The sequence below is a fragment of the Streptomyces parvus genome, assembly GCF_014648875.1.
In the GTDB taxonomy this organism is placed as follows: domain Bacteria; phylum Actinomycetota; class Actinomycetes; order Streptomycetales; family Streptomycetaceae; genus Streptomyces; species Streptomyces parvus.
This window is the reverse complement of sequence record NZ_BMRY01000001.1, coordinates 1,117,669-1,140,877: the sequence shown is the minus strand read 5'-3', so window position 1 is coordinate 1,140,877 and position 23,209 is coordinate 1,117,669. Positions and strand designations below refer to the sequence as shown.

21 protein-coding genes are annotated in these 23,209 nt (G+C 72.9%); 13 read left to right on the top strand and 8 right to left on the bottom strand.

The window, feature by feature from the left end; all coding sequences use genetic code 11:
* Window positions 1–127 precede the first annotated feature (127 nt).
* Window positions 128–820, top strand: a complete 693-nt coding sequence (locus IE140_RS05120) for an iron-dependent transcriptional repressor DtxR (RefSeq protein WP_006126698.1) — start codon at window positions 128–130, stop codon at window positions 818–820.
* A gap of 525 nt (window positions 821–1,345) precedes the next feature.
* Window positions 1,346–2,239 carry an alpha/beta fold hydrolase gene (locus tag IE140_RS05115; protein ID WP_150193646.1) on the top strand — a complete coding sequence of 298 codons (894 nt, stop codon included), beginning with the start codon at window positions 1,346–1,348 and terminating at the stop codon, window positions 2,237–2,239.
* A gap of 33 nt (window positions 2,240–2,272) precedes the next feature.
* On the opposite strand, the gene IE140_RS05110 is transcribed toward IE140_RS05115, so the two are convergent.
* From IE140_RS05110 to IE140_RS05100, 3 genes are read right to left on the bottom strand one after another with little or no spacing between them, the layout of a single operon-like run.
* Window positions 2,273–3,913 (bottom strand): transporter, encoded by a 1,641-nt coding sequence (locus IE140_RS05110; RefSeq protein WP_150193645.1) that lies wholly within the window; start codon window positions 3,911–3,913, stop codon window positions 2,273–2,275.
* The gene (locus IE140_RS05105) at window positions 3,910–4,761 is read right to left on the bottom strand and encodes an ABC transporter ATP-binding protein (protein WP_093445627.1); all 852 of its coding nucleotides are present in this window, start codon (window positions 4,759–4,761) and stop codon (window positions 3,910–3,912) included. The genes IE140_RS05110 and IE140_RS05105 overlap by 4 nt, the downstream gene beginning before the upstream one ends.
* Window positions 4,762–4,819: 58 nt before the next feature.
* On the bottom strand, window positions 4,820–5,506 hold the full coding sequence (locus tag IE140_RS05100) for a bifunctional DNA primase/polymerase (RefSeq protein ID WP_093445626.1): 687 nt from the start codon (window positions 5,504–5,506) through the stop codon (window positions 4,820–4,822).
* A gap of 289 nt (window positions 5,507–5,795) precedes the next feature.
* Between IE140_RS05100 and IE140_RS05095 the strand changes: the two genes are divergently transcribed.
* Both IE140_RS05095 and IE140_RS05090 read left to right on the top strand, forming a co-directional pair.
* Window positions 5,796–7,178, top strand: coding sequence for an NsdA family TPR-like regulatory protein (locus tag IE140_RS05095; RefSeq protein ID WP_109179688.1), 1,383 nt, complete (start codon window positions 5,796–5,798; stop codon window positions 7,176–7,178).
* 200 nt (window positions 7,179–7,378) lie between these two features.
* The gene (locus IE140_RS05090) at window positions 7,379–8,905 is read left to right on the top strand and encodes a hypothetical protein (protein WP_189460085.1); all 1,527 of its coding nucleotides are present in this window, start codon (window positions 7,379–7,381) and stop codon (window positions 8,903–8,905) included.
* 18 nt (window positions 8,906–8,923) lie between these two features.
* On the opposite strand, the gene IE140_RS05085 is transcribed toward IE140_RS05090, so the two are convergent.
* Window positions 8,924–10,195, bottom strand: a complete 1,272-nt coding sequence (locus IE140_RS05085) for an ABC transporter substrate-binding protein (protein WP_093445625.1) — start codon at window positions 10,193–10,195, stop codon at window positions 8,924–8,926.
* A gap of 174 nt (window positions 10,196–10,369) precedes the next feature.
* Here IE140_RS05085 and IE140_RS05080 point away from each other — a divergent pair, with 174 nt between their 5' ends.
* Both IE140_RS05080 and purU read left to right on the top strand, forming a co-directional pair.
* The gene (locus IE140_RS05080; protein WP_032764190.1) at window positions 10,370–10,816 is read left to right on the top strand and encodes an SCO4402 family protein; all 447 of its coding nucleotides are present in this window, start codon (window positions 10,370–10,372) and stop codon (window positions 10,814–10,816) included.
* A 28-nt stretch (window positions 10,817–10,844) separates the two neighbouring features.
* Window positions 10,845–11,741, top strand: a complete 897-nt coding sequence (purU, locus tag IE140_RS05075) for a formyltetrahydrofolate deformylase (protein WP_150193644.1) — start codon at window positions 10,845–10,847, stop codon at window positions 11,739–11,741.
* A 15-nt stretch (window positions 11,742–11,756) separates the two neighbouring features.
* On the opposite strand, the gene IE140_RS05070 is transcribed toward purU, so the two are convergent.
* Both IE140_RS05070 and IE140_RS05065 read right to left on the bottom strand, forming a co-directional pair.
* Window positions 11,757–13,226 carry a zf-HC2 domain-containing protein gene (locus IE140_RS05070; protein WP_150193643.1) on the bottom strand — a complete coding sequence of 490 codons (1,470 nt, stop codon included), beginning with the start codon at window positions 13,224–13,226 and terminating at the stop codon, window positions 11,757–11,759.
* Window positions 13,223–13,816 carry an RNA polymerase sigma factor gene (locus tag IE140_RS05065; protein ID WP_093445623.1) on the bottom strand — a complete coding sequence of 198 codons (594 nt, stop codon included), beginning with the start codon at window positions 13,814–13,816 and terminating at the stop codon, window positions 13,223–13,225. Before IE140_RS05065 ends, IE140_RS05070 begins: the two co-directional genes overlap by 4 nt.
* A gap of 338 nt (window positions 13,817–14,154) precedes the next feature.
* Between IE140_RS05065 and IE140_RS05060 the strand changes: the two genes are divergently transcribed.
* Both IE140_RS05060 and IE140_RS05055 read left to right on the top strand, forming a co-directional pair.
* Window positions 14,155–14,529, top strand: a complete 375-nt coding sequence (locus IE140_RS05060) for an STAS domain-containing protein (protein WP_093445622.1) — start codon at window positions 14,155–14,157, stop codon at window positions 14,527–14,529.
* Between the two features lie 84 nt (window positions 14,530–14,613).
* Window positions 14,614–15,135 carry an EF-hand domain-containing protein gene (locus tag IE140_RS05055; RefSeq protein ID WP_032764184.1) on the top strand — a complete coding sequence of 174 codons (522 nt, stop codon included), beginning with the start codon at window positions 14,614–14,616 and terminating at the stop codon, window positions 15,133–15,135.
* A 48-nt stretch (window positions 15,136–15,183) separates the two neighbouring features.
* Here the strand turns inward: IE140_RS05055 and IE140_RS05050 are convergent, their stop codons facing one another.
* Window positions 15,184–16,755: a class I adenylate-forming enzyme family protein gene (locus IE140_RS05050; RefSeq protein ID WP_150193642.1), complete on the bottom strand. Its 1,572-nt coding sequence runs from the start codon at window positions 16,753–16,755 to the stop codon at window positions 15,184–15,186.
* Window positions 16,756–16,928: 173 nt separating this feature from the next.
* Here IE140_RS05050 and IE140_RS05045 point away from each other — a divergent pair, with 173 nt between their 5' ends.
* The 4 genes from IE140_RS05045 (at window position 16,929) to IE140_RS05030 (ending at window position 21,262) form a co-directional block, all read left to right on the top strand.
* Window positions 16,929–18,128: an amidohydrolase family protein gene (locus tag IE140_RS05045; protein WP_030709498.1), complete on the top strand. Its 1,200-nt coding sequence runs from the start codon at window positions 16,929–16,931 to the stop codon at window positions 18,126–18,128.
* A gap of 11 nt (window positions 18,129–18,139) precedes the next feature.
* Window positions 18,140–19,297, top strand: coding sequence for an acyl-CoA dehydrogenase family protein (locus tag IE140_RS05040; protein WP_150193641.1), 1,158 nt, complete (start codon window positions 18,140–18,142; stop codon window positions 19,295–19,297).
* A gap of 7 nt (window positions 19,298–19,304) precedes the next feature.
* Window positions 19,305–20,354, top strand: coding sequence for an acyl-CoA dehydrogenase family protein (locus IE140_RS05035; protein ID WP_189460084.1), 1,050 nt, complete (start codon window positions 19,305–19,307; stop codon window positions 20,352–20,354).
* Window positions 20,355–20,761: 407 nt separating this feature from the next.
* Window positions 20,762–21,262, top strand: coding sequence for an ATP-binding protein (locus tag IE140_RS05030; RefSeq protein ID WP_093445618.1), 501 nt, complete (start codon window positions 20,762–20,764; stop codon window positions 21,260–21,262).
* 7 nt (window positions 21,263–21,269) lie between these two features.
* Here the strand turns inward: IE140_RS05030 and IE140_RS05025 are convergent, their stop codons facing one another.
* The gene (locus IE140_RS05025) at window positions 21,270–22,196 is read right to left on the bottom strand and encodes a cyclase family protein (protein ID WP_093445617.1); all 927 of its coding nucleotides are present in this window, start codon (window positions 22,194–22,196) and stop codon (window positions 21,270–21,272) included.
* A gap of 84 nt (window positions 22,197–22,280) precedes the next feature.
* On the opposite strand from IE140_RS05025, the gene IE140_RS05020 reads away from it, so the two are divergent.
* Complete coding sequence (locus IE140_RS05020) at window positions 22,281–23,198, top strand: SDR family oxidoreductase (protein ID WP_189460081.1); 918 nt, start codon at window positions 22,281–22,283, stop codon at window positions 23,196–23,198.
* The last annotated feature ends 11 nt before the right edge of the window (window positions 23,199–23,209 follow it).

Genomic DNA, 23,209 nt, shown 5'->3' with positions numbered 1-23,209 from the left:
CGCCGCCCGCACGCGCACCCACTTCCACCGGTCTTCCACGGGGGCGGCACGGTTGTCGGCGCCATGCGTCAGAATTGGTGCAGGGCCATCGCACGACGTTTTCTAGTCACAGCATCGAGGGGCACGTATGTCCGGACTGATCGACACCACGGAGATGTATCTCCGCACCATCCTCGAACTGGAAGAGGAAGGCGTGGTCCCCATGCGCGCCCGGATCGCCGAACGGCTGGACCAGAGCGGTCCGACCGTCAGCCAGACGGTGGCCCGCATGGAGCGCGACGGACTGGTCCAGGTCGCGGGGGACCGCCATCTGGAGCTGACCGAGGAGGGCCGCCGCCTCGCCACCCGCGTCATGCGCAAGCACCGGCTCGCCGAGTGTCTGCTCGTGGACGTGATCGGCCTGGAGTGGGAGCAGGTCCACGCCGAGGCCTGTCGCTGGGAGCACGTGATGAGCGAAGCGGTGGAGCGGCGGGTGCTGGAGCTGCTGCGCCACCCGACGGAGTCGCCGTACGGGAACCCCATCCCGGGCCTGGAGGAGCTGGGCGAGAAGGCCGAGGCCGAGTCGTTCCTGGACGCCTCCATGGTGAGCCTGGCCGAGCTGGACCCGGGGGCCGAGGGCAAGACCGTGGTGGTGCGGCGGATCGGGGAGCCGATCCAGACCGACGCCCAGCTGATGTACACGCTGCGCAGGGCCGGGGTGCAGCCCGGGTCCGTCGTGAGCGTCACCGAGTCGCCCGGCGGGGTGCTGGTCGGCTCCAGCGGTGAGGCGGCCGAGCTGGACACCGAGGTCGCCTCGCACGTGTTCGTCGCCAAGCGCTGACCGCGCCGCCGCCCGGCGGCGGCGCTGTTGTCGCGCGGCAACACAACCGTGATGTGCGCTCGCCGGTTTCCGCCCGGAACGGCAGCGCCCGGACGCCGTCACATGCCAGGCTGATGCCAGGCAGAGGACCTGAGGGTGTCGGCCGGCTCCGGTCGGCACGGTCGGGGAGGGAGCAGGGAATGCGCCCGTCACAACGGCACGCGCACCGCACGGCTGCCATCGTTGTCGAGACCGCCGACGGCCGCCCCCGGACAGGGGGCGGCCCCGGCGTCCGAAGACGCCGGGGCCGTTCCTCCCCTGTGCTGACCCGGAGCCCCGAGCTCTCAAGGTCAGTTCCCGCGGGCCCCTGTCCCCGAGCGGCCCGCCTCCCGCTGAAGATCTCCCCAGGCCGGTCGGCATCAATCCTTGACCGGTGTCACTCGAACGTGGGGTGTTGGGTGGCGGAACCCCGTTTTCGAATATGAGTTCGATAGCCTGGCGGCGCGACCACACGGTGATCGAGGACCAGAAGGGGGTGCCAGGACTATGGTGCGGCGCATCGATGTGACCGGAACCGACGGCGTACGCCTCGCGGCATGGGAGTTCGCCGACCCGCCCAAGGAGCGCGCGGAAGGGGCCGGCGCTCCCGGGGTGTTACTGCTGCACGGGCTGATGGGCCGGGCCTCGCACTGGGCCCCGACCGCCCGCTGGCTCGCCGAACGGCACCGCGCGGTCGGCCTCGACCAGCGCGGCCACGGCCGCAGCGAGAAGCCCGCCGACGGCCCGTACACCCGCGACGCCTACGTCTCCGACGCCGAGGCGGCGATCGAACAGCTCGGGCTCGGCCCGGTCACCGTCGTCGGCCACGCCATGGGAGCGCTCACCGGCTGGCAGCTCGCCGCCAAACGCCCCGACCTCGTCCGCGCCGTCGTCATCTGCGACATGCGGGCCTCCGCCCTCGGCGCCGCCTCCCAGTGCGAGTGGAGCGACTGGTTCGACTCCTGGCCGCTGCCCTTCGCCACCCTCGCCGACGTACGGAAGTGGTTCGGCGAGGACGACCCCTGGGTGGAGCGGCCGAACCCCGCGCGCGGCGAGTTCTACGCCGAGGTGATGGCCGAGGGCGAGGACGGCTGGCGCCCCGTCTTCTCCCGCCACCAGATGCTGCGCTCCCGCGCCACCTGGGTCTTCGACGCCCACTGGGAGGAGCTGGCCCAGGTCCAGTGCCCCGCCCTGGTGCTGCGCGGCCTCGACGGGGAGCTGGGCAGGGCCGAGGCCCAGGAGATGGTCCGGGTGCTGCCCCGCGGCCAGTACGCGGAGGTGGCCGACGCCGGCCACCTCGTCCACTACGACCAGCCGGACGGCTGGCGGGCCGCCGTCGAACCCTTCCTGGAACAACTGGCCGAGGACAACCGCGACGACCGCGAACCGGTCTCGCCGTAGCCCTCGGCCCGCCCCCTTCCCGAGGGCGGCGGCTCAGCCCTTGCTGACCGCCGCCAGGATCTCCGGCAGCCGGTTCGCCGTGCGCCCGGCCGCGATCCGCAGCCCCGCCCACACGAGCAACGCCCCGTACGCGAGCCCGCCCGGCACCATCAGCCACAGCGCGTCGTGGTGGTCCGTGACATGCATCCAGATCGTCGGCACGATCACCGGCGCGGACAGCAGCCCGGCGGCCAGCATGCCCCCGAGGATCGAGATCCAGGCCAGACCGCCCTGCCCGGGCACCACGTTCTTGAACGCGCCCTCCTGCGGAATCGAGTACGGGAACAGCGCCGAGGCCACCGCTCCCGTCGCCAGCATCGAGCCCAGCAGCGCGAAGGACAGGCCGAGCGCCCCCGGCAGCGACCGCCAGTCACCGATCATCGCCGCCGTCACCCCGCACACGAGCAGCGTGAACGGCAGGGTGAGCAGCAGCAGGACCAGCGCCCGCGCCCGCAGTTCGACGTACGCGTCCCGGGGCGAGGAGATCGTCAGCGCCACCATCCAGAACGCCGAGGTGTCCTGGCCGAACTGGTTGTACATCTGCATGCCGAGCATCCCGGCGGCGAAGCACGCGAAGTAGACCGAGCCGGTGCCCTGGAGGGCGTTGAGCAGCGGCACGATCGCCCCGACCGCCAGCGCCGTCACCCAGGCCGCCTTGGTCTTCGGGTCCCGGGCCACGTACCGCAGACTGCGCTGCATCACCGTCGCCGTACGCCCCTCCGGCAGGAGCGCCGAGAGCCCGCCCCGGCCGGACGCCTTCTCCCGGGTCGGCTCCGCGGCCGCCAGCGTCGAACCGTCCGGCGCGGTCATCAGCTTCACCAGGCTCCGCTGCCACAGCCACATCAGGGCCACCAGGGCGCCGACCGTGATCAGGAGCTGGGCGACGGCGACCCCGTACGCACCGTCCGACGCCGCGTCCACCGACGCCACGGCCGAGGCGCCGGGCAGCCAGCGCACCACGCCCGCCGCCGGGTCCAGCGAGGACAGCCCGCCGGCCTGGCCGAGCCGCTGCGCGCCGAAGTTGACGAACTGGATGCCCACCGCGATCACCAGCCCGCTGAGCACCGCGAGGTCGCGGCCCTTGCGGGAGTTCAGCAGCTGGACGTTGGCCGTGGCCACCGCCCTCGACAGCGCCACGCACAGCAGCATCGTCAGCGGGACCGCGAGCACCGCGAACACCACGCCCGCCGCCCCGTGCGCCAGCGCGAGGACCGAGCCGACGACCAGGCACAGGGTGAACAGCGGGCCGATGCCGACCATCGAGGACACCAACAGGGCCCGGATCAGCGGCTCGGGGCGCAGCGGCAGCATCACCAGCCGGGTCGGGTCGAGCGTGTCGTCACCGCTCGGGAAGAACAGCGGCAGCACCGCCCAGCCGAGCGCCACGATTCCCGTGAGCAGCACCACGACGGTGCCCGCGTGCTCGTTGCCGCGCAGCAGGACCAGGCCGAGGACCTGGCCCGCGGCGAGCAGCAGGCTGAAGACGAGGGAGGCGATGAACGCCGCCCTGCGCCCGCCGGACTGCCGCAGCCCGTTGCGCAGCAGCGCCAGCTTGAGCCGTACGAAGACCGGGGTCAGGCCCGTCGTCGGCGCGGCCGGGGCGGCCGCGGAGACCGGGGCGTCCAGCACGCTCATCGGGAGCCGCCCAGCCAGTCGAGGGAGTCGCCGTTGTCCCGGCCGCCCGCGCCGACCAGTTCCAGGAAGGCGTTCTGCAGCGAGGGCGCGTCGCCGCGCACCTCGGCCAGCGTGCCCTGCGCCTTGATCCGGCCCGCCGCCATCACGGCGACCCAGTCGCACAGCGACTCGACCAGCTCCATCACATGGCTGGAGAAGACCACGGTCGCCCCGGACCGGGTGTAGCGCTCCAGCACCCCCCGGATGGTCTGCGCCGACACCGGGTCGACGCCCTCGAACGGCTCGTCCAGGAACAGCACTTCGGGGTTGTGGAGCAGGGCGGCGGCGAGCCCGATCTTCTTCCGCATCCCGGTCGAGTAGTCGACGACCAGCTTGTGCTGCGAGCCCGCGAGATCCAGCACGTCCAGCAGCTGGGTGGCCCGCTTGTCCACCTCGTCGCCCGGCAGCCCGCGCAACCGGCCGTTGTACGCCAGCAGTTCACGGCCCGACAGCCGCTCGAACAGCCGCAGCCCCTCCGGCAGCACACCGATCCGGGACTTCACCTCGACCGGGTCCGTCCACACGTCGTGGCCCGCGACCTCGATCTTCCCCATGTCGGGCCGCAGCAGCCCGGTGACCATCGAGAGCGTCGTCGTCTTGCCCGCCCCGTTGGGCCCCACCAGGCCGATGAACTTGCCCGCGGGCAGCTCCAGATCGATCCCCGCGACGGCGACCTGTTCCCCGAACCGCTTCCACAGCCCCTGTACGCGGACGGCGGGCCGCACGTCATGCGACCCGCCCGTCGTCGCGTCCGTCACCGCGCCCGCTGCCGCGTCTGTCTTCGTTCGCGCATCTGCCCGGTCCGGCATGGCACAGCCTTTCGATGTCCCCACGTGGTGAGGACACCCTACGAAAGGCCCCGGTGTCCTACGAGGTCCGGGCCCGGGCGGCGGCCGCCTCCCGGGCGCAGGCGTACGCCAGCGGGCTGATCAGCTCGTCCACATCGGGCAGCCAGCGGTTGGCGTTGGTGGGACCGCAGGCCCACTGCACGGCGCCCCGGCCGCCGACCCGGGTGGGCGGGGCGGCGATGTAGTGGCCCTCGCCGCGGCCGGACAGATCGATCGCCTCGGCGTTCCAGCCGAGCGTGCGCACCAGCTCGGCGGCCTTGGCCGCGCCGCCCGGCAGCACGAAGAACAGCATCCGGCGGTCGGGCGTGCAGGTGACCGGGCCGAGCGTCAGGTCCATCCGCTCCATCCGGGCCAGCGCCAGGAAGCCCGCCGCCTCGGGGACCTCCAGCGCGTCGAAGGCACGGCCGGTCGGCAGCAGCACCGAGGCGCGGGGCTGCCGGGACCACATGCGCCGGGCCGCGGCCCCGCTGCCGGTCGCCTGGCCCGCCCAGTCCGGCCGGTCCGCGTGGGCCCCGGGCAGGGCGCAGCCGGCGTCGCCGCAGGAGCACCGCTCCCCGCCGCCCACCGCCTCCAGCCAGGTGCCGGGGAACACGTCCCAGTGACGCTCTTCCGCATACCGCACCGCGGCGTCGAGCAGCAGCTCGCTCCGCTGCTGGGGGACCTGTGCGGCTTCCGTGACTCCGATGGGCTTCTCCACGCCCAGCACAACTCCCGCCGTCACCTGGGGTTACGGCCTCCCCTGAACCGGGGCCCGGCGCATCGATCCTGCACGCGGGGCGCATCGGTGCACGGGCGGGGGCGCGCGTGAGGCGTCGCACCGAAGGAGGGGTAACCACCTCCAGGACCGCCGCCAGGACCGATCCCGGCCCGCCGCGACGGTGCGACGCGCCATGTCCGTACCGAATGCCGATGGAATATGCGCATTTCTTGTGTATGTGCCGGGCAGTGATCCCTTTCACCGATCACTGCACATAACCGATGTTTCAGGGGGACATATGGCTGCAAGGCCTCTCGTAGCCCGCCAGCCCAACGAACGGCTCCAGACGCTCATCCAGGAGGCGGCCTGTTCCAACGCGGGCCTCGCGCGCCGGGTGAACATGGTCGGCGCCGAGCGCGGGCTCGATCTGCGCTACGACAAGACCTCCGTGGCCCGTTGGCTGCGGGGACAGCAGCCCCGGGGCCGGGCTCCGGGGATCATCGCCGAGGCGCTGGGCCGCAAGCTGGGACGTACGGTCACGATCGACGAGATCGGCATGGCCAACGGCAAGAACCTCTCCTCGGGCGTCGGCCTCCAGTACGCGCCGACCGTCGCCGGGGCCGTCGAGCAGGTCTGCGAGCTGTGGCGCGGCGACGTGGGCCGCCGGGACCTGCTCACCGGGTCGGCGGTCGCCGCGTCCGCGCTCGTCGAGCCCAGCCGGGACTGGCTGATCTCGGGCCCCGACGCCCAGGTCGAGCGGACGGCGGGGGCCCGGGTGGGGATGTCCGACGTGGAGGCGGTGCGGGCGATGACCGCCGCGCTCACCGACCTCGACCACCGGTTCGGCAGCGGCCATGTCCGCCCGGTGCTCGTGCACTACCTCAACAGCGTGGTCTCCGGGCTGCTTTCGGGGGCGTACCGCGAACAGGTGGGGCGCGAACTGTTCGCCGCGGTGGCCCGGCTCACCGAGCTCGGCGGCTACATGGCGGTCGACACCGGCCAGCCCGGCCTCGCCCAGCGCTACTACATCCAGGCGCTGCGGCTCGCGCAGGCGGCGGGCGACCGGGCGTACGGCGGCTATGTGCTGGCCGCCTCGATGAGCCATCTCGCCGCCCAGCTCGGCAACCCCCGCGAGATCGCCCAGCTCGCCCGCGCCGCCCAGGAAGGGGCCCGGGGCCAGGTCACCCCCCGCGCCCAGGCCATGTTCTGGGCGGCTGAGGCCCGGGGACACGCGCTCCTCGGGGACGCCCGGACCTGCCACGCGGTGTCGGGGCGGGCCGTCGCCGCGCTGGAGCAGGCCGATCCGGACACCGGCGACGACCCGGTCTGGATCCGGCACTTCGACACCGGCTACCTCGCGGACGAACTGGCCCACTGCCACCGCGATCTGGGGCAGCCGCACGAGGCGGCCCGGCGGGCCAAGGAGGCGCTGGCCGCGCTGCCGGAGACCCGGGCCCGGCGCCGGGGCATCGCGCTGGTGCTGCTGGCCTCGGCCCAGGTGCAGCAGCGGGAGGTCGAGCGGGCCTGCCACACGGGGACCCGGGCGATGGAGCTGCTGTCGACGGTGCGCTCCAGCCGGGGCGCCGAGTATCTCGACGACCTCCAGCAGCGGCTGACGCCCTTCGGGGAGGAGCCCGCGGTACGGGAGTTCGGCGAGCGGCTGGAGCTCCAGGCGGCGTGAGGAATCAGGTGGTCGTCCCGGGCGGCCCGGGCCGCCCGGGAGCCCGGCGCGGCGGTCCGGCCCTATAACAGCGTCGTCGGGACGCGGGATGTTACCCACCCTGTGAAGGGGTGGTGAGGGGCGCCACGCGCTTGGCGGAGGCGGGCGACCACCCGATAGCGTGAGCCGACGATTCCGTAGGTTCACACGTAGGAGTCCCGGTGACGCAGAGCGGACAGGGCGGACAGGGCGGCGAGCATCAGCTCCCCGCCGCACGACCCGCGCACGAGGGTGTCGTGCTGCCCGCCGACGGCGGAGCCCCCTGGACCCCGGGGGCGCCCCCGGCCGGGCAGGACGGGCAGGGAGCTCCCGCGGGCGGTGAGCCGTGGGGGCAGCTCTGGGGGCCGCCGGGCGCGCAGCCGGACCAGCAGGCGCAGGGGGGCTACGGCTACCCGCAGGCGCAGCCCCTGCCGCCCGCGCAGCAGGCGCCGGGCCCTGAGTCGTACCAGCAGCCCGGGGCGTACCAGCAGCCCCAGCAGCACGGTTCCTACGAGCAGCCGCAGCCGCAGCCGCAGCAGCCCGGGCCGTACCAGCCGCAGTACCAGCCCCAGCACGACCAGACCCAGCCCGCGTCCCAGCCGCTCCCCTACGCGCAGCCGCTGCCGCCGGAGGCCGGGCCGGGGGCGCCGGGCGGGGACGCGGACGCCACGCAGTACATCGCGCCCGTCCCGGGCGGCCCGGGGCCCGTGGGGCCGCAGCCGGGCGGCGGGGACGCCGACGCGACCCAGTACATACCCCCGGTGCCGGGCGGAGCCCCGTACGGGATCAGGCCGGGCGCGCCGGGGGACCGGCAGCCGCCCGCGGAGTTCGACAACCTGTTCCGCAGCGAGGAACCGGCGGGCGCCACGCAGCAGATGCCGCAGTTCGACGCGGGGCAGCAGCCCCCGTCCCCGTACCAGCAGCAGGGCTACCAGCCCCAGCCCCAGGACCCGTCCCAGGGCGGCCAGTTGCCGCCGCAGGCGCCCGGCGGCTATCAGTCGGGCCTCCAGGGCTTCCAGAGCCGCGCGGAGGACGACGGGCCGGTCGGGCACCAGAGCGGGGACGCCCCGCGCCGACGGTCCGCGCACATTCCGCTGATCGCCGCCGTCGTCGTCGGCTGCGCGGTCGTCGGACTCGGCGCGGGCGCACTGATGAGCGGCGGTGGCGACTCCGGAAAGGACGACAAGCAGCCGGTCGCCGCGCAGAGTTCACCGGCCGAGGCCGAGCCCACCGCGAAGGCGGCGGCCGACCCGGCGAAGCCGCAGGCCGAGGCGCTGGACAAGCTGCTGGCCGACAGCAACGACAGCCGGGCCGCGGTGATCAGCGCGGTCGAGAAGATCAAGTCCTGCAAGGACCTGGACCGGGCGGACGCCGACCTCAGGGGCGCCGCCCAGCAGCGCCGCGACCTGGTGACCCGGCTCGACGCCCTGACCGTGGACAAGCTCCCGCAGAACGCGAAGCTGACGGCCGCGCTGAACCGGGCCTGGAAGGCCTCGGCGGCGGCCGACGACCACTACGCCACCTGGGCGCGGCAGGCGAAGAAGAACAAGACCGTCTGCAAGGGCGGCCAGGCCCGGTCGACGAACGAGACGGCCAGGGGGAACAACCAGAGCGGGGTGGCCACCGCGGCCAAGCGCGAGGCGTCCACGCTCTGGAACGCGATCGCGGTGAAGTACGGCCTGACGAAGCACGCGTACACGGAGCTCTGAGCCGGGGGAGGCCGGGACCTAGCTGCGCGGGGCGTCCGTCAGGGCGTCCGCGACGTCCACGAAGCCCTTCTTCTGGGCGGTGAGGCGGCCCTCTCGGACCACCTGGAACGTCACCTTCGTGTTGACGATGCGCGGGTAGCTCAACGTCCCGACGAGGTCCTTGAAGCGCCAGCGGAGCGTCGGGGTCAGGCCACCGGTGTCGACCTCGACGCCCCCGTTGAGGGTGGCCACGACCCGGCCCGGGGTGACGTTCTCGTCGCCGATCGCCCGGACGGCCGCCCGCAGCGCGGTGTAGGCGATCCAGGTCGTCTGGACGGTGGTGTCGTCCGGGTCGATGCGGTTGTCCCCGAAGGCGTACTTCTCGATCACGTCGCGCATCTGCTGCCAGCGGGAGTTCTTCGCGTCCGGGTACCAGCCGGTGACGTAGGCGCCCTCGAAGGGGCTGTTCCGGCCGCCCGTGCGGTCGATGAGCGGCTGGTTGACGCTGCCCAGCACGGAGGAGATCCTGACCTGCTCGCCGTCCGGCTCCAGCCGGCGGAAGGAGTCGAAGAACGTCTCCGTACGGGCGCCGAGCACCGCCGTCACACAACCGCCGCCGGACCGCTCCAGGGCCTGCGTGGCCTGCTCGTCGTAGGACGTGGCGTCCAGGGGGGCCAGGATGTCGGTGGAGGCGGGCCGGTTCGCGGCCAGCAGCCCGTTGTTGAGGAGCGGTGGCATGCCGTCGCCGCCGATGGAGTCGGGCCGCACCAGCGAGACCCGTGTGCAGCTGCCGCCCAACTGCCGCCCGTGGCCCGCCAGCAGGGCCGACTGGCCGCCGTTGACCGGGTAGGAGAGGTAGCTGCTGAACTCCTCGGTGGAGGCGCCGTAACCGCCGATGTACGGGACGCCGCCCGCCTCCAGCGCGGGCATGAAGCTCTGCCCGTGGCGGCTGTACGAACCGACGACGGCGGCCACCTTCTTGTCGACGGCCTCCCGCGCGCACCGCTCGGCGCCGATCGAGGTGTCGCCCTCGTCGCAGACGATCACCCGCAGCTCGCGCCCGTCGATGCCGCCGGTGTCGTTGACCCAGCGGGCGTACGTCTGCGCCATCGCGGGCACCCCGGCCATCTTCACCGCGTTGATGTCCTCGGACCGGTCGGGGGCCCAGGTCATCACGGTGACGGGCTCCCTGGAACCCCCCGTGGCTCCAGGGAGCACGCCGCAGCCGGACAGCAGGAGCGCCCCCGCCGCCGCCGCGCTGATGACGCCCGGGAAGGGGCGGGGAAAGGTGGGGCGTCGCCGTCCGGTCATGGAAAAGGACCCTTCCGGGCCCGGGGTAACGGCGCGGTGTGCCGTGTTCAACGGTCGGTGACGTCCAGGTGAATTGCGGGGGCCCGTGCGGAGGCGCGGTGAAGGAACGTACGATCGAGAACCGTGCAGCAAGGTTCGGAGAACTCTTCCCGTCGCGGCCGTCGCTCCTCCACCATGGGCGGCATGCCGCTCACTGACATGCCGTGGTGGCGCTGGCGCACCAACGTGCGCTCGGCGCTGCACATGCTCTCCGACCCCGTCTTCCACCACGAGTGCTGGCTCGCCGGCCGGGAAGGGTACGGGGACGTCACCGACGCCGTGTACCGCCTGGTCGAGGACACCTGGCTCGACAACTGGTCCGCCGAGAAGTACGTCGGCACCATATTCAGGGACTCCGCCGAGGCCGCCGCCGTGGACGCCGCCGCCCTGCGGGTGCTGCGGATCATGCACCAGGTCGGCGCGGACGCCCCCGTCTCCGCCTATCTGGAGCACCACGGCTGGCCGGAGGCCGTCCACGCGGCCCGCGAGGCCCATGTGATGCTCGCCACCAACGACGCGGAGGATCCGGACATACCGCCCCGCTCGCTGGATGTCATCCGCATCATGACCAGGGCCGCCTAGCGGGCGGCGGGTGTGGCACGCTACAAGGATGACCGCGCCACAGCCCGCCTCCGCCGCCATCCCGGACGCCGCCGCGACCGAGCAGTACGTCCTCACGCTCTCCTGCCCCGACAAACAGGGCATCGTGCACGCCGTGTCGAGCTATCTCTTCATGACCGGCTGCAACATCGAGGACAGCCAGCAGTTCGGGGACCACGACACGGGTCTGTTCTTCATGCGCGTCCACTTCTCGGCGGACGCCACCGTGACCGTGGACAAGCTGCGCGCCAGCTTCGCCGCGATCGGCGAGGCCTTCCGGATGGAGTGGCAGATCCACCGGTCGGACGAGAAGATGCGGATCGTCCTGATGGTCAGCAAGTTCGGCCACTGCCTCAACGACCTGCTGTTCCGTTCCCGTACGGGCGCGCTGCCGGTCGAGATCGCGGCCGTCGTCTCCAACCACACGGACTTCGCCGAGCTCGTCGCCTCGTACGGCATCCCCTTCCGGCACCTCCCGGTGACCAAGGACAACAAGCCGGAGGCGGAGGCGGCGCTGCTGGAGCTGGTCCGCGAGGAGAGCGTCGAGCTGGTCGTCCTGGCCCGCTACATGCAGGTCCTCTCCGACGATCTCTGCAAGCAGCTCAGCGGCCGGATCATCAACATCCACCACTCGTTCCTGCCGAGCTTCAAGGGCGCCAAGCCCTACCACCAGGCGCACGCCCGGGGCGTGAAGCTGATCGGCGCGACCGCGCACTACGTCACCGCCGACCTCGACGAGGGCCCGATCATCGAGCAGGAGGTCGAGCGCGTCGGCCACGACGTGACCCCCGACCAGCTGGTGGCCATCGGCCGGGACGTGGAGTGCCAGGCGCTGGCGCGCGCGGTGAAGTGGCACGCGGAGCGGCGCATCCTGCTCAACGGCCGCCGCACGGTGGTCTTCGGGTAACCGTCGGGTTCGGGCTCAGAGCCGGCTGAGCGAGGCCGCCGCGAACAGCACGTCGCGGATGGCCTCGCGGTCGCCCTCCTGGCCCGCCGCCGCTTCCACCGGCGAGATGTGGCCCGCGACGAGCCGGCAGAACTCGACCCCGTCCAGCGCGACCTGCGCCACCGCGCGCTCGGGCGCGCCGACGGCGGCCGGGGAGTCCAGCGCGATGTACCAGTCGCCTCCGCCGTGGCCCTCGATCTCCAGATGGAGCGAGCGGCCCGGCGCCCCGGCCGGGACCAGGTCCTTCGCCGGCCCGGCCAGTCCGGCGCCGCGGCGGCCCGCGAGGGCGCCCGGCAGCATCCGGGCCGCCAGGTCGATCATCCGGTGCAGATGGGCCGCGGACGGGGCCGGGTAGGGGTAGTCGACGGCGTCGGCGATGTCCCCGCCGTGCACCCAGCACTCGAACGCCCGGTCCAGGGCGGCGTCCTGGAGCGGCAGGGCGAAGGCGCCGTAGGAGACGGACGTCTCGGCGACGTTCCGCCCCGCGAAGGACGCCGTACGGATCAGCTCGTGGCTCTGGGCGCGCCAGGGTTCACGGACGGCCCGGGTGGGCGGCCGGCGCGTCGCCGACCAGTACGTCTCGGTCCGCTCGGTGGGGTCCAGCGGCGCCTTGCCGCCGTCGAGCGGGTCGTCGAGCCCGAGCGCGGCGGACAGCAGCCCGTCGACGGCCATCAGATGCCCGATCACCCCGGCGACCGTGGTCCGGCGGCTGACCTGGCGCTCCTCCTCGAACCACTGGAGCCGCACCGGGGCGTGCCACTCCGAGTCCCCGATGTCGCGGAGCAGCGCGTCGAGCCGGGCGGTCTCGGCGTCGTACGGGGCGGCCCACTCCGGCACCGGTATCCGGGCCGGGCGGCGGCCGAAGCAGCCGTCCAGCACCCGCGTGCGGAGCGTCGGGTCGAGGTCCAGGGAGCCGTCGGTGTGCAGCAGCCCCACCGCGTCCCGCAGCCGCAGCGCCTCGTCCGCGCACGGGGCGCACCCCGTGAGGTGGTCCTCCACGGCGGCGGTCTCCTCCGCCGAGCAGGCGGACAGCGCCCAGGCGCCGAGGAGAGCCTTGAGGACCTGGTGGGGGAGGTCGACCGGGGCGGAACTCACGAAGAGCTCCGGGGGCCGGGCCTCCGGGCCGCCGTCGGCCGCCTCCGGGCCGGGGCCCTGAACGGGCTCAGCGCCGGACCCGGCCTCCGGACCGCCGTCGGCCGCCTCCGGGCCGGGGCCGGGCCCGGGAGCCGGTTCCGCCGCCGGAGGTTCCGGTTCGTCCCGCTCCGGCTTCGAGGTCGACTGTTCCGGTACGGCCTCGTCCGGGGCGGTTCCGCCGGGCGGCGGCAGGGGCGGCAGCGGGACGGACGCCAGGTCGAGGTCGTCCGCCGCCCCGCGCGGGCCCGGTATCCGGCGGGCGCCGCGCACCTCCTCCTCGCCGCCCTCGCTCTCGCGTCCGTCGCCGCTCACCGGGCCCGTCCGTAACCGGGTGGCGCGGACCCTTCGAGCGGGCGGGCGTTCGCCGTGGAGAGCAGTTGCAGCCCCAGCCGGAGCCGGCGGCGCGCCTCGTCCTCGGTGACCCCGAGATCGGCCGCGGTCTGCCGGTAGTCCCTCCGGTGGATGTACGCCAGCTCCATGGCCGCCCGCAGCGGTACGGGCATCGAGGCGACGATGTAGTCGGCGCGGGCGGCGGCCGTGGCGCTGCGCACCCGCCGTTCCAGCTCCTCCGGGTCGGGCACCGCGTCATCCCCGTGCTCCGCCGCGTACGAGGAAGCCGCCGCGCTGCGCAGCCGCTGGACGGACCGGCGGTGGGTGAGGCGGGCCACCCAGGAACGCATCGAGCCCTGCTTCGGGTCGTACGCCTCGGGGTTCTCCCAGACCTGGGCGAAGACCTCGCGGGTCACCAGGTCGGCGGCGTCCTCGTCGTCGAGCATCCGGTGCGCCTGGCTGTGGACGAGAGCCGCGAACCGGTCGTAGAGCTCGCCGAGGGCCGCCGCCTCGCCGCGGGCCAGCCTCTGCTGCATCCTGCGGTCCCAGCGGGGTGCTGTGTCCTTCGCCATGAACCCCCCAGCCCCCGGCTCTGTCCTGCGTTCTGCCCAGCTCCGTGATGCACCCTGTGCCCGTGAGGACCGAATGTAGTCCGCCCGGTGTGCGGTGCACGCGCCTTTGAAGCAACTCTCCTCCCGCGGCGCGTGGCCGACGACGGTAGTCGATTTTCGGCCCCGATGCCTCCCCGACCGTCCCGACCAGCGAAAACGGGCCGAACTGCGCCTTTACGCCGGAAATCTCCTGGGCCTTGTCGGGTACTTCGGTGTTTCATGGGGGTGCGGTTGGGCAGCCGCGAGGAGGAACGGAAACTTCCGGTATTGCCGGGAGCCCCGGAACGAGAGGTCCAGTCGTGACGCTCAAGGTGGACGAGGCGGAGCAGGGCTCCTGGGCCGTGCTGCGCATAAGCGGTGAACTCGATCTGGTGACCTCGCCCGTCGTGCGCCAGTCCGTCCACGACGCGGTCGCGGAGGGGCAGCACGATGTGGTGCTCGACCTGTCCGACGTCTTCTTCTGCGACTCCAGCGGCGTCGGCGTGCTGATCGCCTCCCGCCGCCTGATGAAGTCCTGCGGCGGCCGCCTGCGGCTGATCCTCCCGGCCCGGGGCGCGGAGGACGGCTCGCACGTCAACAAGGTGCTCGGCGCGCTCGGCGTGCGCCGGCTCTTCGACGTCTACCCCGACGCACTGTCGGCCACCGACGAGGAGTGCAGGCCGCTGAGCGCCTGAAGCGGCGCCCGCCGATGCGAGGTTGTCACACAGGAACAGCTTCGCGGTGACACGTGAACGCCTCCGGCGACGTACGCTCCCCGCATGGACAGCGCAGAGTACGAGCGAAAGATCGCGCACCGCTTCGCCGCCTTCGACCAGGACGGCAACGGCTACATCGATCGCGCCGATTTCAACGCCGCAGCCGCCCGTCTGCTCACCGAGTTCGGTACGACGGCCCGTTGCGACAAGGGGCAGGCCCTCTACACCGGGGCCGAGGCCTTCTGGCAGGGCATGGCGGGTATCGCCGATGTGGACGGGGACCAGCGGGTCACCCGTGAGGAGTTCGTGGGCGGGGCGGTGAAGCGGCTCCGGGACAATCCCGAGCGGTTCGCGGAGATCGCCCGGCCGTTCCTGCGGGCGGTCATCGCGGTCGCGGACGGCGGGAACGACGGCAGAGCGTCGGTGGCGAACGTGGAGCGGGCGCTCCGGGTTCTGGGCGCCAGCGCCGAGATCGCGGGTGTCGCCGCCCAGAGCCTGGACACCGACCGGGACGGGAAGGTCGCGGAGGGCGATGTGGTGGCGGCGCTCGCCGTGTACTTCACGGTGATCGAGCCCGACGCGTAGCCGTTCCGGCGTTACGGGGGCGGCGAGCCCGCCCCCGTAACGCCTCGCTCACCCGCCGAACCGCTCCCGCAGCTTGTACTTGAGCACCTTGCGCAGCGTCTCGTTGCGGGGCAGGGCGTCCAGCAGCTCCAGTTGCTCGGGGACCTTGTGGCGGGCGAGCCCCGCGTCGAGAAGGTGGGCCGCGAGCTCGGCCGGCGTCAACGGCGGGGCACCCGGCGGCTGTTCGATCACCGCGCAGACCCGTTCGCCGCGCTCCGGGTCGGGCAGGCCGATCACCGCCGCGTCGGCCACGCCCGGGTGCGTGTGGAGCAGGTCCTCGATCTCCTTGGCGGAGATGTTCTCCCCCTTGCGGATGATGATGTCCTTCAGCCGCCCGGTGAGTGTGAGGTGTCCGCTCTCCCGGAGGAGGCCCACGTCCCCGGTGATCAGGAACCCCTCGGCGTCGAAGGCGGACGCGGAGGCCCGCGCGTCGAGATAGCCCCGGCAGACCGCCTCCCCGCGCAGCCGCACCTCGCCCTCCACGCCGTACGGCAGCGGCTTGCCGTGCTCGTCGGTGATCCGGATCTCCATGCCCTCGGGAGGCCGGCCCTCCGTCGTGGCGAGGTTCTCCGCCGTGTCGTCCGGGGCGCCCATGGTGATCATCGGGACCTCGGTCATGCCGTACCCGTGGGTGAGCTGGACCCCCATCTCCCGCACCACCGCGTGGTAGACCTCCGGCGGCTTGGGCGCCCCGCCGCCCGCGAGGAGGCGGAGGGACGGGACGATCGGGCGGTCCGGGTCCTTGCGCTGCTCGGCCAGGAACATCGTGTAGAACGCCGTCGACCCGCCCGCCACGGTCACCCCGTGGAGCCGGTACTCCGCCAGCGTGTCCGGCAGCGCGAACTGCTCGAACATCACCGCCGGGAACCCGTACAGCAGCAGCATCACCGTGTAGTCGGGTCCGGCGACATGGGCGTACGGGAACGCCATCGAGCCCACGTCGTCCGCGCCGAGCCCCAGCGCGTGGGCGAGGCACGAGCCGCCCGCGATCAGCGAACGGTCGGTGTGCAGGACGCCCTTGGGGTCGGACGTGGTGCCCGAGGTCCAGTAGATCCAGCGGACCTCCTCGCCACAGGCCGGTTCCGGCGGGGGCGGCAGGACCGCCGGGTCGCCGTCGGGGAGGACGTCGTACGCCTCGAAGACGCGCGGCGGGTCCGGGAGTTCGCCGGCGATCCGCTCAGCCATCGCGGTGTGGTCGAAGCCCCGCCAGACGCCCGGCACGGCGAAGAACGCCGCCCCCGACTCCCTCAGCGCGAACCGCACTTCGCGGTCCCGGTAGAACGGGATGACCGGACTCTGCACCGCCCCGAGCCGGGTCAGGGCGAAGGAGAGCACGGCCGTCTCCAGGCGGGTCGGCAGCTGCCAGGCGACGACGGTGCCCGCCCGCACCCCCATCCCGTACAGCCCGGCGGCCACCCGCTCCGCGCGGTCCCGCAGCTCGCCGAAGGTCAGGGTCCTCTCCTCCTGGAGCAGCACCGGGCGGTCGGGGGTGAGGGCGGTGCGGGCCTCGATCAGCTCCCAGAAGGTGCGGGAGGCGCCCAGGGTGCGGGCGAGTGCGGTCACGTCGTTCACGGCGGTCACAGGGATCCCTCCGAACTGACGGCCAGTCAGATATTGCGCAGAGCGTAGGGCTCCGCGCCTTGTCGGTCCAGGGGGGCGGGGCTAGCCTGAAGGCCGCGACTGTATCTGACGGACCATCAGAAAGCGCCTGGGTGCGGGACGTCCGCCGGGTGCGCCGGAGGGGACGACACACCATGACGGACACGGAACTGCCTCGGATCGTCAGCGTCGACGACCATGTGATCGAGCCCGCGCACCTCTTCTCCACCTGGCTCCCCGCGAAGTACCGCGAGCGCGGCCCCCAGCCGCTCACGGCGGGCATCGGGGAGCTGGCGTACACGGGCGGGAAGTACGTCATCACGATGGACCCGGACGGGCCGCCCACCGACTGGTGGATCTACGAGGACCTGAAGTTCCCGTACAAGCGGAACATCGCCGCCGTCGGCTTCGACCGCGACGACATGACCCTGGAGGGCATCACCCGGGCCGAGATGCGCCCCGGCTGCTGGGACCCGGCCGAGCGCCTCAAGGACATGGACCTCAACCACGTCGAGGCCTCCCTCTGCTTCCCGACCTTCCCGCGCTTCTGCGGGCAGACCTTCGCCGAGGCCCACGACAAGGAGGTCGCCCTCGCCTGCGTGCGCGCCTACAACGACTGGATGGTCGAGGAGTGGTGCGGAGACAGCGGAGGCCGGCTGATCCCCCTCTGCATCATCCCGCTCTGGGACATCGACCTCGCGGTCGCCGAGATCAAGCGGAACGCGGCGAGGGGCGTCCGCGCGGTCACCTTCTCCGAGATCCCCACCTACCTCGGGCTCCCCTCCATCCACACCGGCTACTGGGACCCGTTCTTCGCCGTCTGCCAGGAGACCGGCACCGTCGTCAACATGCACATCGGCTCCAGCTCCCAGATGCCCGCCGCGTCCCCCGACGCCCCGCCCGCCGTGCAGGCCTCGCTCTCCTTCAACAACGCGATGGCCTCGATGATGGATTTCCTCTTCAGCGGAGTGCTGGTGAAGTTCCCGACGCTCAAACTGGCGTACAGCGAGGGGCAGATGGGGTGGATCCCGTACGCCCTGGAGCGCGCCGACGACGTGTGGGAGGAGCACCGGGCCTGGGGCGGGGTGCGCGACCTGATCCCCGAGCCGCCCTCCACGTACTACTACCGGCAGATGTTCTGCTGCTTCTTCCGCGACAAGCACGGCATCTCCGCGCTGGACGTCGTCGGCCGAGACAACGCCACCTTCGAGACCGACTACCCGCACGTGGACTCGACTTTCCCGCACACCAAGGAGGTCGCCCTCGACCACGTCAAGGGACTGGACGAGGAGACCGTCTACAAACTGATGCGCGGAAACGCGATCCGGATGCTCGGCCTGGACCTCGACAAGTAGGCGGCGGAACCGTGGATCTCGCGTACACGGAGGCCGAGGAGGAGTTCCGGCGGCGGCTGCGGGAGTGGCTGGCCGGCGTGCTCCCCGGCCTGCCCCCGAAGCCCTCGCCCGACGACTGGCCCGCGCGCCGGGCGTACGACACCACCTGGCAGCGGATGCTGTACGACGCCGGGTACGCGGGTCTGCACTGGCCGGTCGACGCGGGCGGACAGGGGGCCACCCCGACGCAGCACCTGATCTTCCTGGAGGAGACCGAGAGGGCCGGGGCCCCCTACGTCGGGGCGAACTTCGTCGGGCTGCTGCACGCCGGGCCGACGATCGCCGCCGAGGGCACGGCCGGGCAGCGCGCCCGCTGGCTGCCCCCGGTGCTGCGCGGCGACGAGATCTGGTGCCAGGGGTTCAGCGAGCCGGACGCGGGCTCCGACCTGGCCGCGCTGCGGACACGGGCGGTGCGCGACGGCGACGACTACGTGGTCACCGGGCAGAAGATCTGGACCTCGCACGCCGAGGTCGCCGACTGGTGCGAGCTGCTGGTGCGGACCGACCCGGACGCGCCGAAACACCGGGGCATCAGCTGGCTCGCGATGCCGATGGACGCCCCGGGGATCACGGTCCGGCCGCTGCGGACGCTCGCCGGGTCCACCGAGTTCGCCGAGGTCTTCCTCGACGAGGTCCGGGTGCCGGTACGCAACCGGGTCGGGGACGAGAACGACGGCTGGCGCGTCACCATGGTCACCCTCTCCTTCGAACGCGGCACCGCCTTCGTCGGCGAGGTCGTCGCCTGCCGCCGCACCCTGGACGCGCTCGCCGACGAGGCCCGGCGCAACGGGCGCTGGGACGACCCGGTGCTGAGGCGGCGGCTCGGGCGGCTGAACGCCGGGTTCCGGGCCCTGTGGCGGCTCACTCAGGCCAACGTGAGCGAGTCCGAGCACACGGGCGTGGTCCCCGGCGTCGGCGGCTCGGTCTTCAAGCTGCGCTACTCCGGGCTCCGCCAGGAACTGTACGAGGCGGCGGCGGAGGTGCTCGGGGGCGGCGACGCGTTCGACCTGGACCGGGAATGGGTCCTGGACCGGCTGTCCTCCCTCTCCTACACCATCGCCGCGGGCACCTCGCAGATCCAGCGCAACATCGTCGCCGAGCGCATCCTCGGCCTGCCGAAGGGGCGCTGAGGCCACCGTGGACTTCCAGCTCTCGGACGACCAGCGGGCCCTGCGGTCCGGTATGCGCGACCTGCTCGGCGCGGTCTTCGACCGGGACCGGCTGCGGGCCGCGGTGGAGCGGGGCGGGGCCCTGGACCGGTCGCTGTGGCGGGAGCTGGGCGCGGCCGGGTTCTTCGCGCTGCGGCTGCCGGAGGAGGCGGGCGGGGTGGGCCTCGGGCTGCCCGAAGCGGTGCTGCTCTTCGAGGAGGCGGGCCGGGCGCTGCTGCCTGGCCCGCTGGTCGCCACACACCTGGCGGCGGGCCTGGTGAAGGGGGCCGCCGAGGGTGAGGAGGTGGTGACGGCCGTGGCCGGGGACCTGGCGGTGGCGCACCTGGCGGAGGCGGACGCGGTGCTGGTGGTGGGGGCCGAGCCGCCGGCCGGGGAGGCGACGGGCGCGGAGTCGCTGACCGGGGAGGCGCTGCGCGCCTTCGTGGCCGCCGCCCGGCCCGTACGGTCGATGGACCCGCTCACCCCGCTGCACAGTGCGCGGGCGGTCGCGGAACGTGCCCCGGCCGCGACGGAGCGCACCCCGGCGCACGCCGGGCGGTTCCGCTTCGAGGCCGCGCTGCTCACCGCAGCCGAGCAGCTCGGCAGCGCCGCACGGACCACCGAGGCGGCCGTTCAACACGCCGGAAGCCGCGAGCAGTTCGGATCTCCCGTCGGAGCGTTCCAGGCGGTCAAACATCTCTGCGCCGACATGCTCGCCCGCACCGAACCGGCCCGCGCCGCCGTGTACGCGGCCGCCGTGACCGGGGACCCGGTGGAGATCGCGGCGGCCAAACTCCTCGCCGACGAGGCAGCCGTACGCAACGCCCGTGACTGCCTCCAGATCCACGGCGGGATGGGCTTCACCTGGGAGGCAGATGTTCACCTCCACCTGAAACGGGCCTGGCTCCGGGCCGCCTCCTGGCTCACCGGGGCGGGCACCGAGGAGCTGCTCGCCGCAGATCTGGGGGCGGCGGGGCGGCTTCCGCGCAGCTCGGCGGCGCCCGGACGGCCGGTCCGGGAAGCGGGGGGCGGAGGGTGACACAGCGCATCCGCCGGGTGTCGATACCGGGTTGTGTCCTTTGCGTGATTCGTCACCGGGTGGAGTCGGGGCCCGGCTCGGGTACGCTCCGTGGGATGCGAGTGGTTCTGGAACCGGGCGATCCGGGGGCGGCCTGTGCGGCGGCGCCGGTCCGGAGCGAGGGCTCTCGCCGGAGATGTGCCGGGCCTGCCCGAAGAGCGTTTCTCGCAGTCTCTGCGCGCTCCTGTTCGACTCCCCGCAGCGTGCGTCGCACAGTATGCACCACGCGTACTCCTTCGCGCTGGAATATGCCCGAAGCGCTTGTTGCGGTGACTGTACGTCAACCATGCTGTCGCGTAAGGGAATCACGTTCCGTGACCCTGAGGAGGCGCGAGGCGATGTGTCCGCCGGTTCGGATGGTGTGAGCGGTGCAGGTGCTTCAGGTTCAGCTGGAGGTCGGTCCGGATCCCGCAGAGGTCGGGCGGGCCCGTAGGTGGGCGCGGTCGCGCCTGGTCGGATCCGGGATAGGGGATGACGAGCCGCTCGCCGAGACGCTCATCCTGCTGATCTCGGAGCTGGTCACCAACGCCGTCGTCCACACGGGCTGCCCCGCCGTGCTGCGGATGCTCTTCGGCGGCGGCGGGGCCTCCGGCGGCGCCGGGACCGTCCGGGTCGAGGTCGCCGACGCCAGCGACTGCCCGCCGCTCCAGCGGCACGCGGCGGGCGAGGACACGGGCGGCCGGGGCCTGGAGCTGGTGGACGGGCTCGCCGACCGCTGGGGCTGGCTGCCGGAGGGCGCGGGCAAGCAGATCTGGTGCGAGGTCGACCGGAGCGCGCCGGTCCGGACCGCGGAGCCCACGGTGGTCGTCCAGGGCGGCGGCGAGGTGTGCGAACCGCCGTCCTGCGTCTTCACCGACAACCTGGCCTGAGGCCGCCCTACAGGATGGCCACCGGGGCGACCGGCGACCCGGTGGCCCCGGCGAACGGCTCCGGCGCGGCGGTGAGCAGGAAGGCGTGCCGGCCCTCCTCCGCGCAGGCGGTGGACAGGGCCTCCAGGTTCCAGTTCTGGCCCTGGAGCAGGCCCATCTCGACCAGGTGCAGCGCGTGCACGGGCAGCCACAGGTCCGCGATCTCCGGCGGGAAGATCTCGAAGGTCAGGGTGTCGTTGGCGACGGCCGCGACGTCCCGGGCGTGGAACCACTCGGGCGTGCGCACGGAGAGCCCCGGCGACGGGTAGCCGTAGGCGTCCCGGTCCCCGTCCAGTGCGAGGCGCATCTGCCCGGTCCGTACGAGCACGATGTCCCCGGCCCGTACGCGTACGCCCCCGAACTCCTCCGCCGCCGCCAGGTCCTCCGGAGTGACGGCGTGATCGCCCGGCAGCCGGTCCACGCCCCGGGCGCGGGCCACGTCCAGCAGCACCCCGCGCGAGACGAGGTGCGCCACGGCGGCGATGGACGAGAACCGGGCCCCGCCGTGGGCGGTGATCGTGTCCGCCGGGCGGCCGTTGTAGATCTTCCCGCTGTGCGAGACATGGGGCAGGGCGTCCCAGTGGGTGGCCGCCTGGAGGCCCATCGTGACGGCGTCGTCGCTGGTGGCGATCGTGCCGGGGCCGAAGATCTCCTGGTTGATCTGGACCATGGTGTGCAGCGGATTGACCCGGCCCGGGATGAGTCCGCTCTGTACGCCGTCCTGCCGGAGCGGCAGCGCGAGCGGTATCCGGCGGCCGGTGCGGACGGCTCCGACGGCCTCCCGTACGACGGCGTCGGTGATCAGGTTGAGCGTCCCGAGTTCGTCGGCCTCTCCCCAGCGGCCCCAGTTGTTGACGCGCCCCGCGATCTCGTGGAACTCGGCCGGCAGGGACATGGAGGCCTCCTGGGTCTTGTGCGCGACTGTCCGACTGCCCGTAAAATCTAACGGTCCGTCAGAAATCGCGGGAAGGGGCCGGGCATGGGGAACTTCTTGGCAGGCAGGGTGGTCGCCGTGACGGGGGCTGGCCGGGGCATCGGCCGGGCGGTCGCGCTCGCCGCGGCGGCGGAGGGGGCGCGGGTCGTCGTCAACGACTACGGCGTCTCCGTCGAGGGCTCCGAGCCGACCAGCGAGGTCGCCCGTTCCGTCGTCAAGGAGATCGAGGCGGTGGGCGGCACGGCGGTCGCGGTCGCGGACGACATCTCCACGATGGCGGGCGGGCAGCGGATCGTGGACACGGCGCTGGCGGAGTACGGCCGGCTCGACGGGGTGGTCTGCGTGGCCGGGATCCTGCGTGAGCGGATGCTGTTCAACATGTCCGAGGAGGAGTGGGACCCGGTCCTCGCCACGCACTTGAAAGGCACGTTCACCGTCTTCCGGGCCGCGTCGGCGGTGATGCGGAAGCAGGAGGGCGGGGGCACGCTGATCGGCTTCACCAGCGGCAACCACCAGGGCAGCGTCTCGCAGGCCAACTACAGCGCCGCGAAGGGCGGGATCATCTCGCTGGTCCGCAGCGCGGCGCTGGGTCTGCACCGCTACGGGGTCACGGCGAACGCGGTCGCGCCCGTCGCCCGGACCCGGATGTCGGCCGAGGTCCCGATGGAGCTGAAGGAGATCGGGGAGCCGGAGGACGTGGCGGCGCTGGTCGTCTACCTGCTGAGCGAGCGGGCGCGGGCGGAGGGGATCACCGGCCAGGTCTACACGATCGCGGGCCCGAAGATCGCGGTCTGGGCCCAGCCGAGGGAGTTGCGGGCGGGGTACGCGGAGGGGGCGGCCTGGACCCCGGAACGGATCGCGGACTTCCTGCCGGGGACGGTGGGGGTGGATCCGATGCCGATGCTGGAGCGGGTGGCGGAGATGGCGGCAGCGGCGAAGTCGGGGGACCGGCCGAACCGGTGACCGCCCTCGGG

Coding starts and splice junctions, on each gene's coding strand:
- IE140_RS05120 (WP_006126698.1), top strand. CDS start 128: ATGTCCGGACTGATCGACACCACGGAGATGTATCTCCGCACCATCCTC.
- IE140_RS05115 (WP_150193646.1), top strand. CDS start 1,346: ATGGTGCGGCGCATCGATGTGACCGGAACCGACGGCGTACGCCTCGCG.
- IE140_RS05110 (WP_150193645.1), bottom strand. CDS start 3,913: ATGAGCGTGCTGGACGCCCCGGTCTCCGCGGCCGCCCCGGCCGCGCCG.
- IE140_RS05105 (WP_093445627.1), bottom strand. CDS start 4,761: ATGCCGGACCGGGCAGATGCGCGAACGAAGACAGACGCGGCAGCGGGC.
- IE140_RS05095 (WP_109179688.1), top strand. CDS start 5,796: ATGGCTGCAAGGCCTCTCGTAGCCCGCCAGCCCAACGAACGGCTCCAG.
- IE140_RS05085 (WP_093445625.1), bottom strand. CDS start 10,195: ATGACCGGACGGCGACGCCCCACCTTTCCCCGCCCCTTCCCGGGCGTC.
- IE140_RS05080 (WP_032764190.1), top strand. CDS start 10,370: ATGGGCGGCATGCCGCTCACTGACATGCCGTGGTGGCGCTGGCGCACC.
- purU (WP_150193644.1), top strand. CDS start 10,845: ATGACCGCGCCACAGCCCGCCTCCGCCGCCATCCCGGACGCCGCCGCG.
- IE140_RS05065 (WP_093445623.1), bottom strand. CDS start 13,816: ATGGCGAAGGACACAGCACCCCGCTGGGACCGCAGGATGCAGCAGAGG.
- IE140_RS05055 (WP_032764184.1), top strand. CDS start 14,614: ATGGACAGCGCAGAGTACGAGCGAAAGATCGCGCACCGCTTCGCCGCC.
- IE140_RS05045 (WP_030709498.1), top strand. CDS start 16,929: ATGACGGACACGGAACTGCCTCGGATCGTCAGCGTCGACGACCATGTG.
- IE140_RS05025 (WP_093445617.1), bottom strand. CDS start 22,196: ATGTCCCTGCCGGCCGAGTTCCACGAGATCGCGGGGCGCGTCAACAAC.
- IE140_RS05020 (WP_189460081.1), top strand. CDS start 22,281: ATGGGGAACTTCTTGGCAGGCAGGGTGGTCGCCGTGACGGGGGCTGGC.